Annotated in this window: 14 protein-coding genes; 12 read left to right on the top strand and 2 right to left on the bottom strand. The window is 37.1% G+C overall.

Translation table 11 applies throughout. The features are described from left to right. Positions 1–6: 6 nt before the first annotated feature. Positions 7–609, bottom strand: a complete 603-nt coding sequence (locus ACLI50_RS04905; RefSeq protein WP_202842609.1) for a phosphatase PAP2 family protein — start codon at positions 607–609, stop codon at positions 7–9. A 242-nt stretch (positions 610–851) separates the two neighbouring features. On the opposite strand from ACLI50_RS04905, the gene ACLI50_RS04900 reads away from it, so the two are divergent. The 11 genes from ACLI50_RS04900 (at position 852) to ACLI50_RS04850 (ending at position 10,774) form a co-directional block, all read left to right on the top strand. Continuing rightward, entirely contained in the window at positions 852–1,205 is a 354-nt protein-coding gene (locus ACLI50_RS04900) for an NIPSNAP family protein (RefSeq protein ID WP_202844242.1), read from the top strand. Between the two features lie 317 nt (positions 1,206–1,522). Next, on the top strand, positions 1,523–2,524 hold the full coding sequence (gene pdhA / locus ACLI50_RS04895; RefSeq protein WP_110008687.1) for a pyruvate dehydrogenase (acetyl-transferring) E1 component subunit alpha: 1,002 nt from the start codon (positions 1,523–1,525) through the stop codon (positions 2,522–2,524). Positions 2,525–2,608: 84 nt separating this feature from the next. Further along, entirely contained in the window at positions 2,609–4,204 is a 1,596-nt protein-coding gene (locus ACLI50_RS04890; RefSeq protein ID WP_343640043.1) for a dihydrolipoyl dehydrogenase family protein, read from the top strand. Between the two features lie 277 nt (positions 4,205–4,481). Then, positions 4,482–5,150: an ABC transporter ATP-binding protein gene (locus ACLI50_RS04885; protein ID WP_411413281.1), complete on the top strand. Its 669-nt coding sequence runs from the start codon at positions 4,482–4,484 to the stop codon at positions 5,148–5,150. 16 nt (positions 5,151–5,166) lie between these two features. Beyond that, positions 5,167–5,745, top strand: coding sequence for a murein L,D-transpeptidase catalytic domain-containing protein (locus ACLI50_RS04880; protein WP_411413280.1), 579 nt, complete (start codon positions 5,167–5,169; stop codon positions 5,743–5,745). 16 nt (positions 5,746–5,761) lie between these two features. Continuing rightward, positions 5,762–6,439 (top strand): RadC family protein, encoded by a 678-nt coding sequence (gene radC / locus ACLI50_RS04875; RefSeq protein ID WP_202842601.1) that lies wholly within the window; start codon positions 5,762–5,764, stop codon positions 6,437–6,439. Further along, on the top strand, positions 6,436–7,350 hold the full coding sequence (locus tag ACLI50_RS04870) for a hypothetical protein (protein ID WP_110008691.1): 915 nt from the start codon (positions 6,436–6,438) through the stop codon (positions 7,348–7,350). Before radC ends, ACLI50_RS04870 begins: the two co-directional genes overlap by 4 nt. 73 nt (positions 7,351–7,423) lie before the next feature. Then, a complete protein-coding gene (locus ACLI50_RS04865) occupies positions 7,424–8,356 on the top strand; it encodes a phytanoyl-CoA dioxygenase family protein (protein ID WP_411413279.1) in 933 nt (310 codons plus the stop codon). A gap of 76 nt (positions 8,357–8,432) precedes the next feature. Further along, positions 8,433–9,608 carry a hypothetical protein gene (locus ACLI50_RS04860; protein WP_343640035.1) on the top strand — a complete coding sequence of 392 codons (1,176 nt, stop codon included), beginning with the start codon at positions 8,433–8,435 and terminating at the stop codon, positions 9,606–9,608. Between the two features lie 24 nt (positions 9,609–9,632). After that, entirely contained in the window at positions 9,633–10,145 is a 513-nt protein-coding gene (locus ACLI50_RS04855) for a DUF7935 family protein (protein WP_137903997.1), read from the top strand. A 17-nt stretch (positions 10,146–10,162) separates the two neighbouring features. Then, positions 10,163–10,774 carry an inorganic pyrophosphatase gene (locus tag ACLI50_RS04850; RefSeq protein WP_047495607.1) on the top strand — a complete coding sequence of 204 codons (612 nt, stop codon included), beginning with the start codon at positions 10,163–10,165 and terminating at the stop codon, positions 10,772–10,774. Positions 10,775–10,856: 82 nt separating this feature from the next. Here the strand turns inward: ACLI50_RS04850 and ACLI50_RS04845 are convergent, their stop codons facing one another. Then, positions 10,857–12,578, bottom strand: coding sequence for an amidohydrolase (locus ACLI50_RS04845; protein WP_411413278.1), 1,722 nt, complete (start codon positions 12,576–12,578; stop codon positions 10,857–10,859). Between the two features lie 135 nt (positions 12,579–12,713). Between ACLI50_RS04845 and ACLI50_RS04840 the strand changes: the two genes are divergently transcribed. Beyond that, positions 12,714–15,446 (top strand): sodium-translocating pyrophosphatase, encoded by a 2,733-nt coding sequence (locus ACLI50_RS04840; RefSeq protein ID WP_343640026.1) that lies wholly within the window; start codon positions 12,714–12,716, stop codon positions 15,444–15,446. Positions 15,447–15,571: the final 125 nt, after the last annotated feature.

Raw genomic sequence — 15,571 nt, 5'->3', positions numbered from 1 at the left:
AGTATTCTAATGTTGAAATTGAATATTGCAATAAAGATAGATAAAAGATACCAAAAAAGCTATTCCAGCCCCCATAAATACTTCTTTTACGGTATGTCTTTTTAAAATGATACGGGTAATTCCGACCAAAACAGCAATTCCCAGCCACGCAAGACCCATTTTCCAGTCGAGTGAGAAAAATAATGCTGCTACAAATATATTGAATGCTGTATGCATCGAGCTTTTGATAAAAAGATTACTGATCTGAAGGGCGAAAAGCAGCACCAGAATAAACAGCATGACAAGATCAATATATCCGTTTTTAATATAATTGAAAAGAAGATAAATGATCACGCATACTGCAATAAATATATACAAGGTTTTCCTTTGAACACGATTGGAGACATCCATATTGGTATATCTTCCCGTTTTCACATTCCATACCAGCCATACAACAACCGGAATAATGATCATTAATAATACAGGCAGAAAATACAGCATAGAATCCTTAAGAGAATATTCCCTGATGCTCATGTAGGTAAAGAAAATGATCAGAGAGACTAAAGGGTTAAAAAAATCAGAAATGACTTTTGAAATTTTATGTAATAATGAAGACTGTTTTTCTTCCATAATCAAGTTTAAAGGTCAAATATACCATTATAACATCAAAAAACAAGGGGAAGAAGCCGGTTGAATTTGATGGATAAATGCGCTAAGCTTTTTTTACTTTTTTAGATTAATATTAAATTTTGCAGGAAATGTTTTACTTTTAATTGATCAGTTTAATCATCATTATTATGAACACCTATTCACATTCGTATTGGTTATCTTAGGATTTTTTACTTTCGGACAAAAGGTTTTCACGGAAAAATATTTCTTCGCCGCCACCTGTACATCAATTAAGAATTTATGAAATTCCCAAAGAGAACAAGCAGGTTTTTCTGGACCGTTTCAGAGATCATGCTCTGAGAATAATGAAAAAATATGGGTTTACCATTGTGTCTATCTGGGAGTCGGAATTTAAAGATAAAACAGAATTTGTTTATCTGCTTGAATGGAAAGATGAAGCCACTATGAAAACGGCCTGGGAAGGATTTTTGGCAGATCAGGAATGGAAGGAAATTAAAGCAAGAACAGCCAGCCAATATGGCAATTTTGTTAATGAAATTGAAGACAGAACGCTCAAACTTACCGGTTTTTCTCCGAAAAAAAAGCTATTGAAATAACCAAAAGATATATTAACGATAATTAAAGGGGAAGGAAATGGAGAGTGAAGCATAATCATTTCCCTGTATTTTTATCTTGATTGTAATTTCGGAAAAGCCACATTAACAGGCTGATTGCTTAGCTGTCATGATAAGAAAATGATTAATAAAAGGTTGCTTTATGAGAGTTTCAAAGGCTCGAAAATTAAGAATAATCCGTCCGGCCTGCAAGTAGATTTTACAGAAAAATCGAAAAGTTATCTATGTATAGAATAAAAACAAAGTTTTTTTCATAATTTTGCTCAACTATTTCATCATAAAAAAGCAAGAGCTAACACATGAAAGAATTTTCTAAAGAGGTATACCTGAAGTGGTATGAAGATATGACAATGTGGAGAAGGTTTGAAGACAAATGCCGTTCTCTTTACCTAAAACAAAAGATCAGAGGATTTTTACATTTGTATAACGGTCAGGAAGCTATCCCTGCCGGGTTTACACATGCAATGGATCTGACAAAGGACAGTATGATTACTGCTTACAGATGTCACATTCATCCAATGGCGATGGGTGTGGATCCTAAAAGAATCATGGCAGAACTTTGTGGTAAAGCTACAGGGACATCCGGAGGTATGGGTGGATCTATGCACATTTTCAGTAAAGAACACCGTTTTTACGGAGGACATGGTATCGTTGGAGGACAAATTCCTTTAGGTGCAGGTATTGCTTTTGCTGATAAATATTTCGACAGAAAAGCTGTAAACATCTGTTTCTTTGGAGATGGTGCTGCAAGACAAGGTTCTTTACATGAAACTTTCAATATGGCAATGAACTGGAAACTTCCGGTAGTATTTGTTGTGGAAAACAACCAATATGCAATGGGAACTTCTGTAAAAAGAACTGCCAACCACGAAGATATCTATAAATTAGGTTTAGGATACGAAATGCCTTGCCTTGCTGTAGATGCAATGGATCCTGAGAAAGTAGCAGAAGCTGCTTACGAAGCTATTGAAAGAGCAAGAAGAGGAGACGGACCTACATTTATTGAAGCAAGAACTTACCGTTACAGAGGACACTCAATGTCTGATGCTGAGCCATACAGATCTAAAGAAGAAGTAGCTCTTCATAAAAATGATGACCCGATCGAATTGATAAAACATAGAATTTTAGAAAACGGATGGGCTACAGAAACAGAATTGGAAGCTATCGATAACAAGTCCAGAGACTTTGTTGAAGAGTGTATCGAATTTATGGAAAACTCTCCGTATCCTGATGCAGAAAAAATCTATGAGTATGTATATGCTCAGGAAGACTATCCATTCCTAGACAAATTAGAAAACTAAAAAATAAAAATTAATTTGAAATTTGAAGTTTGAAATTTCTGAAATCTCAAATCTCAAATCTCGAATCTCAAATCAATATAGATTATGGCAGAAGTAATTACGATGCCCCGCCTGTCCGACACAATGACGGAAGGTAAGGTGGCCAAATGGCATAAAAAAGTAGGAGATAAAGTAAAAGAAGGAGATATTTTAGCTGAAATTGAAACTGATAAAGCAGTTCAGGATTTCGAATCTGAAATAGAAGGTACTCTTTTATACGTAGGTGTAGAAGAAGGATCTGCTGCTGCTGTAGACTCTGTTTTAGCTATTATCGGGAATGAAGGAGAAGATATTTCAGGATTGACAGGTGGGGCTGCTGCTCCCGCTGCTGCAACTGAAGAAAAAAAATCAGAAGAACAGCCTAAAGCAGAAACTGCTGCGCCTGCTGCTGCAGAAGTTCCGGCAGGAGTTGAAATTATTACAATGCCGAGACTTTCTGATACAATGACAGAAGGTAAGGTGGCTAAATGGCACAAAAATGTAGGTGATACAGTAAAAGAAGGAGATCTTCTTGCTGAGATCGAAACAGATAAAGCGGTACAGGATTTCGAATCTGAATTCAATGGAGTACTATTGAAGCAAGGTGTAGAAGAAGGAGGTGCTGCTCCGGTTGATTCCGTATTAGCAATCATTGGCCCTGCAGGAACAGATGTTTCCGCTGTAGGGGCTCCAAAAGCTGCGGGTCAGTCAACTGAAAAACCAGCTGAACAAAAAACAGAAGCTAAACCAGAAGAAAAAGCTGCTCCGGCTGCCAATTCTTCATCTTCTGACAGAGTGGCAATTTCTCCACTGGCTAAGAAAATGGCTCAGGATAAAGGAGTTGATATCAGTAGTGTTCAGGGATCTGGTGAAAACGGAAGAATCGTTAAAAAAGATATTGAAAACTATCAGCCAGCTGCAAAACCAGCTGCCTCAGCTCCTGCAGCAAGCGCTGCTCCTGTTGCAGTAAGCTTTGTACAGGGTGAAGATACAGAAACTCCAAACTCTCAGGTAAGAAATATTATTGCAAAACGTCTTTCTGAAAGTAAATTCACTGCCCCTCACTACTATCTGATGGTTGAGATCAATATGGATAAGGCAATTGAGGCCAGAAAAGAAATCAATTCTTTACCGGATACCAAGATCTCTTTCAATGATATGATCATTAAAGCCACTGCAATTGCTTTAAGAAAACACCCTCAGGTAAATTCAAGCTGGGCCGGTGATAAGATCATCCACAGAGGAAATATCAATATTGGTGTAGCAGTAGCTATTCCGGACGGATTGGTAGTTCCTGTATTGAAAAATACAGATCAGATGACATATACCCAGATTTCCGCAGCTGTGAAAGATATGGCATCAAGAGCTAAGAGTAAAGGTCTTAAGGCTAACGAAATGGAAGGATCTACATTCTCTATTTCCAACTTAGGAATGTTCGGAATTGAAACGTTTACAAGTATCATCAATCAGCCAAACTCTGCTATCCTTTCAGTAGGAGCGATTATCGAGAAACCTATCGTTAAAGATGGTCAGATCGTAGTTGGAAACACTATGAAACTTTCATTGGCTTGTGACCACAGAGTGGTAGACGGTGCTACGGGTGCTCAGTTCTTACAAACTTTAAGAACCTATTTAGAAAGTCCATTAACATTGTTACTGTAATTTTCTGAATTGAAAATATTGAAACCTCCCGGACTGGGAGGTTTTTTTGTTTTTTTGGGTAAATGGAAATGATGATGAATGACAAACCTTATAGGTATAGAAAAAGCTTCTGGTACAAATATTTTTATAAAAAATAAGACTGTAATAATTTAAAAAATTAATAGAAAAGAACTGTATAAGTAGATTGCCGGAATCTAAACATTCAAAAAGTAAAATAAAATACAAACCGCTTCAAAAAGCGGTTTTTTATTTGCAGGCAATTCACTATTTTTGAATCATGATTAAAGCAAGAAATATCCATAAATCTTATGGGAATTTAGAGGTACTGAAAGGAGTTGATATTCATATCAAAACAGGAGAAGTGGTTTCTATTGTAGGAGAATCAGGAGCAGGTAAATCTACACTGCTGCAGATTTTAGGAACACTGGATCATCCCACCCAGTCCGTTAAATACGATACTGAAATTGAAATAGCAGGTGAATCATTTATCAATATGAATGATAAGCAGCTTTCAAAATTCAGAAATCAGAATATCGGTTTCGTATTTCAGTTTCATCAGCTTCTTCCGGAGTTTACCGCGTTGGAAAACGTATTGCTTCCGACAAAAATAGCAGGAGCCAACGAAAGAGAAGCTATCGAAAAGGCTTATGCTTTATTTGAAGATCTGAAGATAGAGCAAAGACTGAATCATAAACCCAACCAGCTTTCTGGTGGAGAAGCGCAAAGGGTAGCGGTGGCAAGGGCTTTAATCAATTCACCGAAAATCATTTTTGCGGATGAGCCTACAGGTAACCTGGATTCCAAGAATGCGGATGATCTTCACAGATTGTTTTTCGATCTGAGAGACAAATACAACCAGACTTTTGTTATTGTAACCCATAACCCTAATCTTGCAGAAATTACAGACCGTAAGCTTGTTATGAAAGACGGAATGATCATAGAGTAGCAGTATACAAAACCGGATGATGAAACACTTTGTTTTTCTTTTTTTAATAGTAATTTCCTGTTCAAAAGCTGACTCCCAGCAGTTGAATCCATTGGGTATTCCTCAGGCAAGGATTTCGGAGATTAAAAATTATATTAAAGGAAAAGAGTACAATCAGGAACTGGCTGTTTTTATCAACTTTAAAATCCCTTCAGGAAAGTATCGCTATTTTATTTATAACCTGAAAAACAATACAATCGTACAGCAGGCTGTTGTCTCTCATGGTTCAGGTTCAGTTATTCCAAAGTCAGATGCTTTAAAATTCAGTAATATTGAAGGATCTTACCAGTCATCCCTTGGAAAATATGCTATTGGAGAAAGCTATGTAGGAAAATTTGGTAAAGCGTATCGGCTGGCAGGTCTGGATTCTACCAACAGTAATGCTATGCAGAGAGCCATTGTTCTCCATTCGTACGGATGTATTCCGGATACTGAATCCCGGAATCCTGCATGTTTAAGTTTAGGCTGTCCTATGCTTTCGGTAAATGCTTTTAAAGAGACGGCAAAATATATTGATCAGTCGAAGAAGCCGATCATCTTATATGCATTCTATTAACTTATAATTCCTTTCCATGGCTATAAAATTTCTTGCAGAAGATGACAGACCCAGAGAAAAGTTTTTGCAGAAAGGCAAGAGCTCACTTTCGGATTCTGAGCTGTTGGCAATTATTATGGGAAGTGGAAACAGGGATGAGAATGCTGTAGAGCTTGCAAGAAAAATTCTGAATTCTGTCAATAACAACTGGCATCAGCTAAGTTTGCTATCCGTTAAAGACCTGATGAAATTCAAAGGAATTGGTGCTGCAAAAGCTATTTCAATCATTACAGCTTTAGAGATCGGAAAAAGAAGAGCTGTTCAGGAAATTCCTGAAAAAACGGTGATTGGAAACAGTCACGATGCCTATGTCATTCTCAGAAACCAGCTCTCTGACCTGAGAACAGAAGAATTCTGGGCGATTTTCCTTAACAACAGTAATAAAGTGATTCATGTTTCCCAGCTTACCCAGGGAGGAATCAGCCAGTCTATTGTAGATGTAAGAACTCTTTATAAAGCCGCACTGGATCATTTTTCAACCGGCATTATCATTGCCCACAATCACCCTTCCGGAAGCTTAAAACCAAGCCGGGAAGACATCAATATCACACAGAAAATAAAAGAAGCAGGAAATACACTAAGTATTCAGCTTTTAGACCATATTATTGTCACGCAGGATGCTTATTTTAGTTTCTCGGACGCAGGATTGTTATGATTAGAAGATTAAAATACCATGAAATTGACTTTGTAAAATATGCTCAGTGTTTAGAAAATTCCGAGCAGAGAAAATATTCTGCTACAAAGCATTTCTTAGATACTACTTCTACAATGCCCTGGGAAATTCTTGTTTATAAAGATTACCAAGCAGTAATGCCTGTTCCTTTCGTAAGAAAATATGGGCTGAAAATCGTGCATAACCCTAAGCTTTGTCAGCAGCTTGGTGTTTTTTCCGTTAAAGATGATGTGGATCTTAATGAGGCTTTTCTGGAATATCTGGAAAAAAACTATATGATCAGGGCATATCCTTTCAATGATGTCAATCAGCTTCGTACAAAGATCAGAATCAAGAAGAATTTTTTACTGTATCCTGAGGATTATGAGAAAGTATATTCGAGATACTCACCCAAAAGAAAAAGAAAACTTCGGTTAGATGAAGGTGTTTTAAAAGAATCAGAAATTAAAACAATCACTTATGATAAAGCTAAAGCTTTTATTGAAGCGAATACTATAGGGTTGAGCAAAGAAAATGATCTCGGAGAATTCATGAGGATCTTTGAAAGTTTTCATCATCTTGGTTACCTCAAATTTACGGCATTTTACTATCAGCATAAGATTATCAATATAATTGCTACCTATACGGACTGTGGTATGGTAGCGCTTTTAGGAAATTTTAATGATAAAAATTATGTCAGATTATCAGGAGCATCCGTATTGATTGATCATGTCATTAAAGAGAATATTGAAACTCATATATTTGATTTTGAAGGAGGAGAACTCCCCAATATTGAGGAATTTTTCCGCGGATTCCGGCCGGAATTAAGGCCTTACGGAATTATTGAGAATTCAAAAAAGAACCTTTTCAAAAAGTTAGGGTATCTTATATTAAGAGGAAAGTCTTTTTTATGATGAAAAGCATTGTTTAGATTGGTTCTAATTAAGTAATATTCCGTAACTTTATAAAATCCTTAGTAAAACAGTTATGTTACAACAGATTCGTCAGTACAAATTATCATACATGCTTTATAACTTGTTTAAAAAGAATAAATTAAAGCATAATATTCCATTATATAAAAAATACGGAATCAATAAGAACTATTTTTCAAGTATTTCAAGCAAAGATTTTGCTCATCTTCCAACTAGTGAAAGAACACTGGATTATACAAAATTGAAGGAAACCCCTTTTTTTAAGAAGCTTTCTGAAGAAAATAAAGAAAGTGCTCTTCAGTATGATGAGAATGGGTATATGATTCTGAGAAATTTCCTTAGTCCGGAAACAGCAGATCAAATCAATACTGAAATTGATAAACTGATGAAGGATGGGACTTTGAAATTTATATACGGAGGAAAACTGATGTTTGCGATCCATCATTCAGAAATCATTAAAAATATTGGAAGTGATCAAGAACTGTTAGAATTTTTATCTGTTTTGCTTGACGGAAAATCCAAACTTTTCCAAAGTATCAATTTTATCAATGGCAGCCAGCAGAAAACCCATTCTGACAGTATTCACATGACCACGTATCCATTAGGTGGTTTATTAGGTGTATGGATTGCCCTGGAAGATGTAGACGAAAGTAACGGAGCGCTTCATTATATTCCTAAAAGTCATAAGCTTCCTTATTTCCTGAATTCTGATTATGATAATGAAGGTACAGCCCTGAAAATCGGCAAGAAAAGCTACAGAGCCTATGAAACCTTTCTGGAAGATAAAGTAAAAGAATTAGGCTTAAAGAAAGAAATTTTTAAAGCCAAAAAAGGAGATTTACTGATCTGGCATGCCAATATTCTTCACGGCGGAGAACCTCACACAGATAAAAACAGAACCAGAAAAAGCCTTGTTTACCATTTCTTTGATGAAAATAGTGTCTGTTATCATGAAGTAACACAAAGACCTGCTCTGTTTGAACTTTAGGGCACTTCTTCATAAAAACTTTCTTTAGGCATTTTAAATGATAGTTTTTTTACATTTGTATTCTTAATATCAGTGTATGGGAAAAAAGAAGAATATTCTTGTTTTTATATTTTCAATGTATGTATGCGTTATGTCATACTACCTGTATACCCACCATTACTACAATACTGATATGGAAGCCTATATGGGACTCATCTATAAAACGGAATATCCTGAAATGAAAATTGAAGAAATTCATCAGAGGGTATATGACGAACTGAGAGAAAAAAGTCCTGATTTCGCGGGACTTGGTTCTGTTAATCCAATGGCTGAGGAAGTAGCCAAAGGGGAGAGTACTTACTATAAAATCATCTCGCAAAATCCCAAAGCCTACGAAGAAGAGTTACAGCTTTTTGTGGTAAAACCTTTTTATAATTTTATCGGCTGGTCATTGTTTAAGCTTGGTTTCAGTGCTTCTGCTTCAATCTCCCTGATTTCAGTTATCTCTTATGCATTAATTCTGGTTCTGATTTTCAGCTTTTTGATAAAAATTCTGAGAAATTATCCTCTTGCCTTTATCCTTACTGTTTTAATTTCACTGTTCAAGCCCTTGCCGGAATCGGCCCGGCATGTTTCAGCAGATTCCTTATCATGCCTGCTGCTTCTTTTGAGCTTTTATGTATTTTTAGTGAGAAAAAATTTCTTTTTCGCAGGCATATTGGCTATGCTGTGTGTGCTTACAAGGCCTGAATATTTTATTTTTTATTCATTCCTGTACGCCCTTATTTATTTTTATAGAAATAACTTTCAGATTACAACAGGTTCATTACTGGTATCATATGGATATATATTTCTTTCCTTCTTTTTAATACAGGCTTTTAATCAGGTTTCGTGGTCTGCACTTTTTATGAATCAGTTTACCAAAGTTCAGATTTATCCTGTGTCACAGCCTGATCCGTTTTCCTTTGCAGATTATATTCTCTTTATTAAAAGTAATGTAATGTTGGAGTTCAATTCTTCCTACTTTCCAATCTTATTGATTTTTATTGTAATCATTTTAGCCAATCGCTTCTCGTTTTACAATAAAAAGAATCAGGCTCAGCTCTTGTTTTTTGCTGCTATTTACACAACTGTCATGCTGAGATTTTTGGTTTTTCCGTCTTTGGTAAACAGGATGATGCTTGGCTTTTATCTTATAATTATCCTTGCTTTGGTCTATATACAAATTTCTAAAGTGGATATCTTTAAAAACTCTTTAGAAGACGGAAAATAATTAGTAATTTTGCAGTCTAAAATTATGACGAGTCTATCAGGATATTTACCCTATGCATTTGCATTGATTATTGCAATTCCTTTTCTGGTTTTGCTCAGACAATTTGTACACTCATATATTACTCTTAAGAACCAGGAAATCAAATTACTTAGTGTGAAATCCAACTCAGAGAACAAAGCACATTCTTATGAAAGAATGACCTTGTTTCTGGACAGAATGAAGCCTTCCAACCTTATACAGAGGTTCGACAGGGGACTGGCCGTTCATGAGTTTATTTTCCTGACTGAAAAGGCGATCAATGAAGAATTTGAATACAACTCTTCACAGCAGTTATACATTACAAAAAACTCCTGGAAGAATATCGTAGACTCAAAAAATGCAATTATAGAACTGCTTCATAAAACTTATGACGGGTTAAAAGGAGAAGTTCAGCTGGATGAATTCAAAACGATTTTCATCATGAACTATATGGAAGGCAACGACTATATTGCTGAAACCATTGAAGATTTAAGAAAAGAAATTTTAATAATAACTTAAAAATTAACAGATAAATAATGATTCCAAATTTTAAAGCACATCCATGGCACGGAATTTCTGCAGGAGAAGATGCGCCAAATGTTGTAAACGTATTTGTGGAAATTGTTCCTTCAGATACTATTAAATATGAAGTAGATAAAGAAACAGGATATTTAAAGGTAGACAGGCCGCAGAAATTCTCTAACATTATCCCTGCTTTATATGGTTTTGTTCCTAGAACTTACTGCCACAATGAAGTAATGAAACTTGCTATAGAGGCTGGAGCTGATGATGTAACGATGGGAGATCATGACCCGCTTGATATCTGTGTTTTAAGTTCTCACAACATCCATGCAGGAGGTTTATTGATGGAAGCTATTCCAATCGGTGGTTTCAAAATGATCGACGGTGGTGAAGCGGATGATAAAATTGTTGCTGTAATGATCAATGACCACGCTTTCGGACACTTCAGAGATATTTCTGAATTACCGGAAGCAGAAGTAAAAAGATTAATGCACTACTTCCTTACCTATAAAAACTTACCGGATGAGCCTGCAAAATGCAGAATCCAGGAAGTTTACGGAGCTGAGCACGCAAGAAAAGTGATCAAAGCTTCTCAGGCTGATTACGCAGAAAAATTCGGAGGATAAGATTTTCTTCCCAACGCATACAAAAAAGCAGATGAAAATTCATCTGCTTTTTCTTTGTGAATATTTTATGATATCAATAAATTCAGTTTCTTTTGTATACGGAATTTCCTTCTTTTATCGTTTCAAGCACCTTAATATTTCTGAGATTTTCAGGGCTTATCGTTAAAGGATTCTGATCAAGAATAACAAAGTCAGCCATTTTACCTGCTTTAATAGAACCTTTTTTATTTTCTTCCTGCAACTGATAGGCTCCGTTAATGGTAATCGCTTTTAAAGCTTCCATGGGAGTGATTCTTTCATTAGGTCCTAAGATCATTCCCGAACGCGTCTTTCTATTCACTGCTGCATAAACTGCGGTAATCAGATCGGGTGGTGTAACCGGGGCGTCATGATGAATGGTAAACGTAATTCCTGTTTTTAATGCTGAGTTGGCGGGACTTATAAAAGCAGCTCTTTCAGGACCGAAAACACTTGAATAATGCCAGTCTCCCCATAAATACGCATGAGTAGAAAAGTAAGAAGGAATTATCCCTAGTTCTTTTATCTTTTGGATGTGATCCGGGCGGCTGTTTTGCACATGAATTAACGTTGCCCGCAATTCCGGATGGTAAATATTTTCATCTTTTAACCTTTTAATAACCCGTATAGCCTGATCTATTGCAGCATCTCCATTCACATGAAGCTGTGCGGTTATATGATTCTGGAAAAGTGTTTTCAGGTCGTTATATAACGTTTCATCCGTAAAGATGGGAAATCCTTTGTAATCTTTAGATTGACCTTCAGGTGGAACTAAATAAGGCTGAGTGAGCCAGGCCGTTTTACCTTGTGGAGAACCGTCATCAGAAAATTTGAACCCGGCCAGTTTCAAGCGGTTTTCATATTTCATATATTTTGGTCTGAAACTGTTGAAATCCTTTTTGAAATATTCATAATCGGGAAAGTATACAACATCAGCTTTAAAAAGATGTTGAGATGCTGCCTTTTCTAACAGAGCAACACTTTCGCCCATTGTTCTCCCATCACAAATGGTAGTCTGTCCATAGCTGAGCCATTCATCCTGAGCCTTCATCAGGTTTTCCATGGCGTGAGCCTGAGGATCTTTGCCTGTATTCATTTTTTCCGTTAAGGTCAATAAAGCAGTGAAACTGGCATTCTCTTCTAGTTTTCCGTTCAGTTTTCCTGTTTTTTTGTCCCTGCCAATGTGTCCTCCTTCAGGATCTTTTGATGACTCTGTTATTCCCAGCAGTTGTAACATGGCGCTGTTTGCAACGCTGGCATGGCCCGAAGCATGAATAACAATAATAGGATTGGTTTTGCTGATGGCATCCAGTTCTGTTTTTGTAGGATGACGGTGCTCTGTCATAATCGCATCATCATACCCATTTCCGATAATGGGCTGCTGACCGGTAATTTTATTGTTTTTGATATAGTTTTTAATTGTATTCTGCAAATCTTTGATTGAATTCACCGTGCCATAGGGGTCGGGAGACAGATCTACAGCATCCATAATTCCTGCTCTTGAAGTAAGATGCCCATGAACATCTATAAAACCGGGAAGAAGGGTTTTTCCATTTAAATTAATCATTTTAGTGGCCGGTTCTGAAAAACGTTCTGCCTCCGATTTTGTTCCGGCAAAAAGTATTTTCCCGTCTTTAACTGCTACTGCTTCAACTTGCGGAAGAGAATCCTCCATGGTTATAATAGGACCTCCGAAATAGAGAATTTCAGCTTTTTCTTTAGGTATCTTATTATGGCAACTGCTTATGCTTACAGATAAAAAAAGAGTATATAAAATCCTTTTCATAAATAATTAATTCAAATTACAGTGAGAAACAAATTTACAAAATAATAGATTATTATTAGTGAATTTTATTGCGTGTTTATAATTTCATTATATTTATAAGACTAATCTCAATTTTTTAATATAAAATAATAAACTATGGATCTATTTGTGTTAGTGCCAATTTTTGGTGTCATAGCTTTGCTTTATACATTTCTTCAGAGCAGCTGGGTCAATAAACAGAATGCCGGAAATGAAAAAATGAAAACAATCAGCGGCCACATTGCAGATGGTGCAATGGCTTTTCTAAAGGCTGAATACAAAATCTTAACGTACTTTGTTGTAGTCGTTGCCATTTTACTGGCAGTGATGGGATCAAGTAATGCCAATTCACACTGGAGTATAGGAATTGCCTTTGTAGTAGGTGCTATTTTCTCAGCATGTGCAGGTTTTATCGGAATGAAAATCGCTACCAAAGCTAATGTCAGAACAGCTGAAGCGGCAAGAACTTCACTGTCAAAAGCCCTTAAAGTATCTTTTACCGGAGGTTCTGTGATGGGAATGGGAGTCGCTGGTCTTGCTGTTTTAGGATTAGGTGCTTTATTTCTGATCATTAAGCAGATTTTTGCCCCTGAAGCTACCGTAGATTCCCACGAAATGGAAAGAACCATTGAAATTCTCACCGGATTTTCTCTTGGTGCTGAATCTATCGCCCTTTTTGCAAGAGTAGGAGGCGGTATTTATACAAAAGCGGCAGACGTAGGTGCTGACCTTGTGGGAAAAGTGGAGGCCGGAATTCCCGAAGACGATCCCCGAAACCCGGCTACCATTGCAGATAACGTTGGAGACAATGTAGGAGATGTTGCAGGAATGGGTGCAGACCTCTTTGGATCTTATGTTGCAACGGTTCTGGCTACTATGGTATTGGGGAGAGAAACCATTTCTGATGACGCCTTCGGAGGCTTTGCCCCGATTCTTTTACCGATGCTGATTGCAGGAACAGGAATTATATTTTCAATGATCGGAACTTTATTTGTGAAAATTAATGATAATGAAGGCTCATCCACTTCCAGCGTACAAAATGCATTAAATCTTGGAAACTGGGGAAGTATTGTGATTACGGCTATTGCTTCCTATTTCCTGGTAACGTATATCCTTCCTGAAAAAATGGTTCTCAGAGGTCATGAGTTTACGAAAATGGGTGTATTCGGAGCTATCATGGTAGGTCTGGTAGTGGGAACTTTAATGAGCATTATTACAGAATATTACACTGCCATGGGGAAAAGACCCGTTTCCAGTATTGTGAGACAATCTTCTACAGGGCATGCAACCAATATTATCGGTGGGCTTTCCGTGGGAATGGAATCTACTTTGCTTCCTATTATTGTATTGGCGGGAGGAATTTATGGTTCTTATCTGTGTGCCGGGCTTTATGGAGTGGCAATTGCCGCAGCTGGAATGATGGCTACCACAGCCATGCAGCTTGCTATTGATGCTTTTGGACCTATTGCAGATAATGCCGGAGGTATTGCTGAGATGAGTGAACTTCCCAAAGAAGTACGTGAAAAAACAGATATTCTGGATGCCGTAGGAAATACAACGGCTGCTACAGGAAAAGGATTTGCCATTGCTTCAGCTGCTTTAACAGCATTGGCCTTATTTGCTGCTTTTGTAGGAATTGCAGGAATTGATGGTATTGATATTTACAGAGCAGATGTTCTTGCCGGACTTTTTGTAGGTGGGATGATTCCGTTTATCTTCTCCTCATTGGCGATTACCGCAGTAGGACAGGCTGCTATGGCAATGGTAGAAGAAGTAAGAAGACAATTCCGTGAAATTCCGGGAATTCTGGAAGGGAAAGCGCAACCGGAATATGAAAAATGTGTAGCCATTTCTACCGATGCGTCCATCAGAAAAATGATGCTGCCTGGTGCGATTGCTATCGTTTCTCCTTTATTAATCGGTTTTATTTTCGGACCTGAAGTATTAGGAGGATTCCTGGCGGGAGCTACAGTATGTGGTGTCTTAATGGGAATGTTTCAGAATAACGCAGGAGGCGCGTGGGACAATGCGAAAAAATCCTTCGAAAAAGGAGTTGATATTAATGGACAGACGTATTATAAAGGTTCAGAACCACACAAAGCATCTGTAACAGGTGATACGGTGGGAGATCCGTTTAAAGATACATCAGGACCATCGATGAACATCCTGATCAAATTAATGTCAATCGTTTCTCTGGTGATTGCACCTACTTTAGCTGTTTTGCATAAAGATAAAATTGAAGCTAACAGAAAAGCAAAAATTGAAAGCCTTACAGGAGTTTCCGGTATGACAACAGCTGCAAGTGGCGAGACTCCGATCATTACTGCTGTTCCCGGAGAAATTAAGGGATATCTTAACGAAAACGGGGACTTTGTGTATGAAACAGGAAATATCCAGAAAATAAAACTGAATGGAGGTAAAACAATTGCCATAGGGGATGGAAGCCAGCTTTACCAGCTTTATAATGTGGTGAAACAAAAAGATAAATCGGCTTTAGATCCCAATAAATGGTACACCATTGAAAACCTTTATTTTGAAACAGGTTCCAGCGATCTGAAAGCAGAATCCGCGCTTCAGCTTAATACACTGGCGGAAATTTTAAATGCTTATCCTGATCTGAAAATAAAATTGGGCGGATATACAGACAACAGTGGTAACGAGGACAGTAACCTTAAATTATCCAATCTGAGAGCGCAGACAGCCAAACTTAAACTGCTCGAACTAGGTATTTCCGGAGACAGAATAGAAGCAGAAGGATATGGTTCACAGCATCCTGTTTGTGAAGCTAATGATACTGATGAATGCAAAGCAAAAAACAGAAGAATTGATGTAAGAGTATTGGCTCTTTAAAATCAATGTGAAAATAGTACAAAAGCATCGCTATGGCGGTGCTTTTGTATTATAAATACAGTCTAAAAATATCCACCATCATCTGTGAAAATCTGTGTGATCTTTGGGAAAAGCAAATCCAGAAA

The organism is Chryseobacterium cupriresistens (genome assembly GCF_046614675.1).
GTDB classification, from domain to species: Bacteria; Bacteroidota; Bacteroidia; order Flavobacteriales; family Weeksellaceae; genus Chryseobacterium; species Chryseobacterium cupriresistens.
This window is presented reverse-complemented; position numbering and strand designations above follow the sequence as displayed.

Bases quoted from the DNA above. Each gene is read 5' to 3' on its own strand.
- ACLI50_RS04905 (WP_202842609.1), bottom strand. From the start codon at position 609: ATGGAAGAAAAACAGTCTTCATTATTACATAAAATTTCAAAAGTCATT.
- pdhA (WP_110008687.1), top strand. From the start codon at position 1,523: ATGAAAGAATTTTCTAAAGAGGTATACCTGAAGTGGTATGAAGATATG.
- ACLI50_RS04890 (WP_343640043.1), top strand. From the start codon at position 2,609: ATGGCAGAAGTAATTACGATGCCCCGCCTGTCCGACACAATGACGGAA.
- ACLI50_RS04885 (WP_411413281.1), top strand. From the start codon at position 4,482: ATGATTAAAGCAAGAAATATCCATAAATCTTATGGGAATTTAGAGGTA.
- ACLI50_RS04880 (WP_411413280.1), top strand. From the start codon at position 5,167: ATGATGAAACACTTTGTTTTTCTTTTTTTAATAGTAATTTCCTGTTCA.
- radC (WP_202842601.1), top strand. From the start codon at position 5,762: ATGGCTATAAAATTTCTTGCAGAAGATGACAGACCCAGAGAAAAGTTT.
- ACLI50_RS04870 (WP_110008691.1), top strand. From the start codon at position 6,436: ATGATTAGAAGATTAAAATACCATGAAATTGACTTTGTAAAATATGCT.
- ACLI50_RS04865 (WP_411413279.1), top strand. From the start codon at position 7,424: ATGTTACAACAGATTCGTCAGTACAAATTATCATACATGCTTTATAAC.
- ACLI50_RS04860 (WP_343640035.1), top strand. From the start codon at position 8,433: ATGGGAAAAAAGAAGAATATTCTTGTTTTTATATTTTCAATGTATGTA.
- ACLI50_RS04855 (WP_137903997.1), top strand. From the start codon at position 9,633: ATGACGAGTCTATCAGGATATTTACCCTATGCATTTGCATTGATTATT.
- ACLI50_RS04850 (WP_047495607.1), top strand. From the start codon at position 10,163: ATGATTCCAAATTTTAAAGCACATCCATGGCACGGAATTTCTGCAGGA.
- ACLI50_RS04845 (WP_411413278.1), bottom strand. From the start codon at position 12,578: ATGAAAAGGATTTTATATACTCTTTTTTTATCTGTAAGCATAAGCAGT.
- ACLI50_RS04840 (WP_343640026.1), top strand. From the start codon at position 12,714: ATGGATCTATTTGTGTTAGTGCCAATTTTTGGTGTCATAGCTTTGCTT.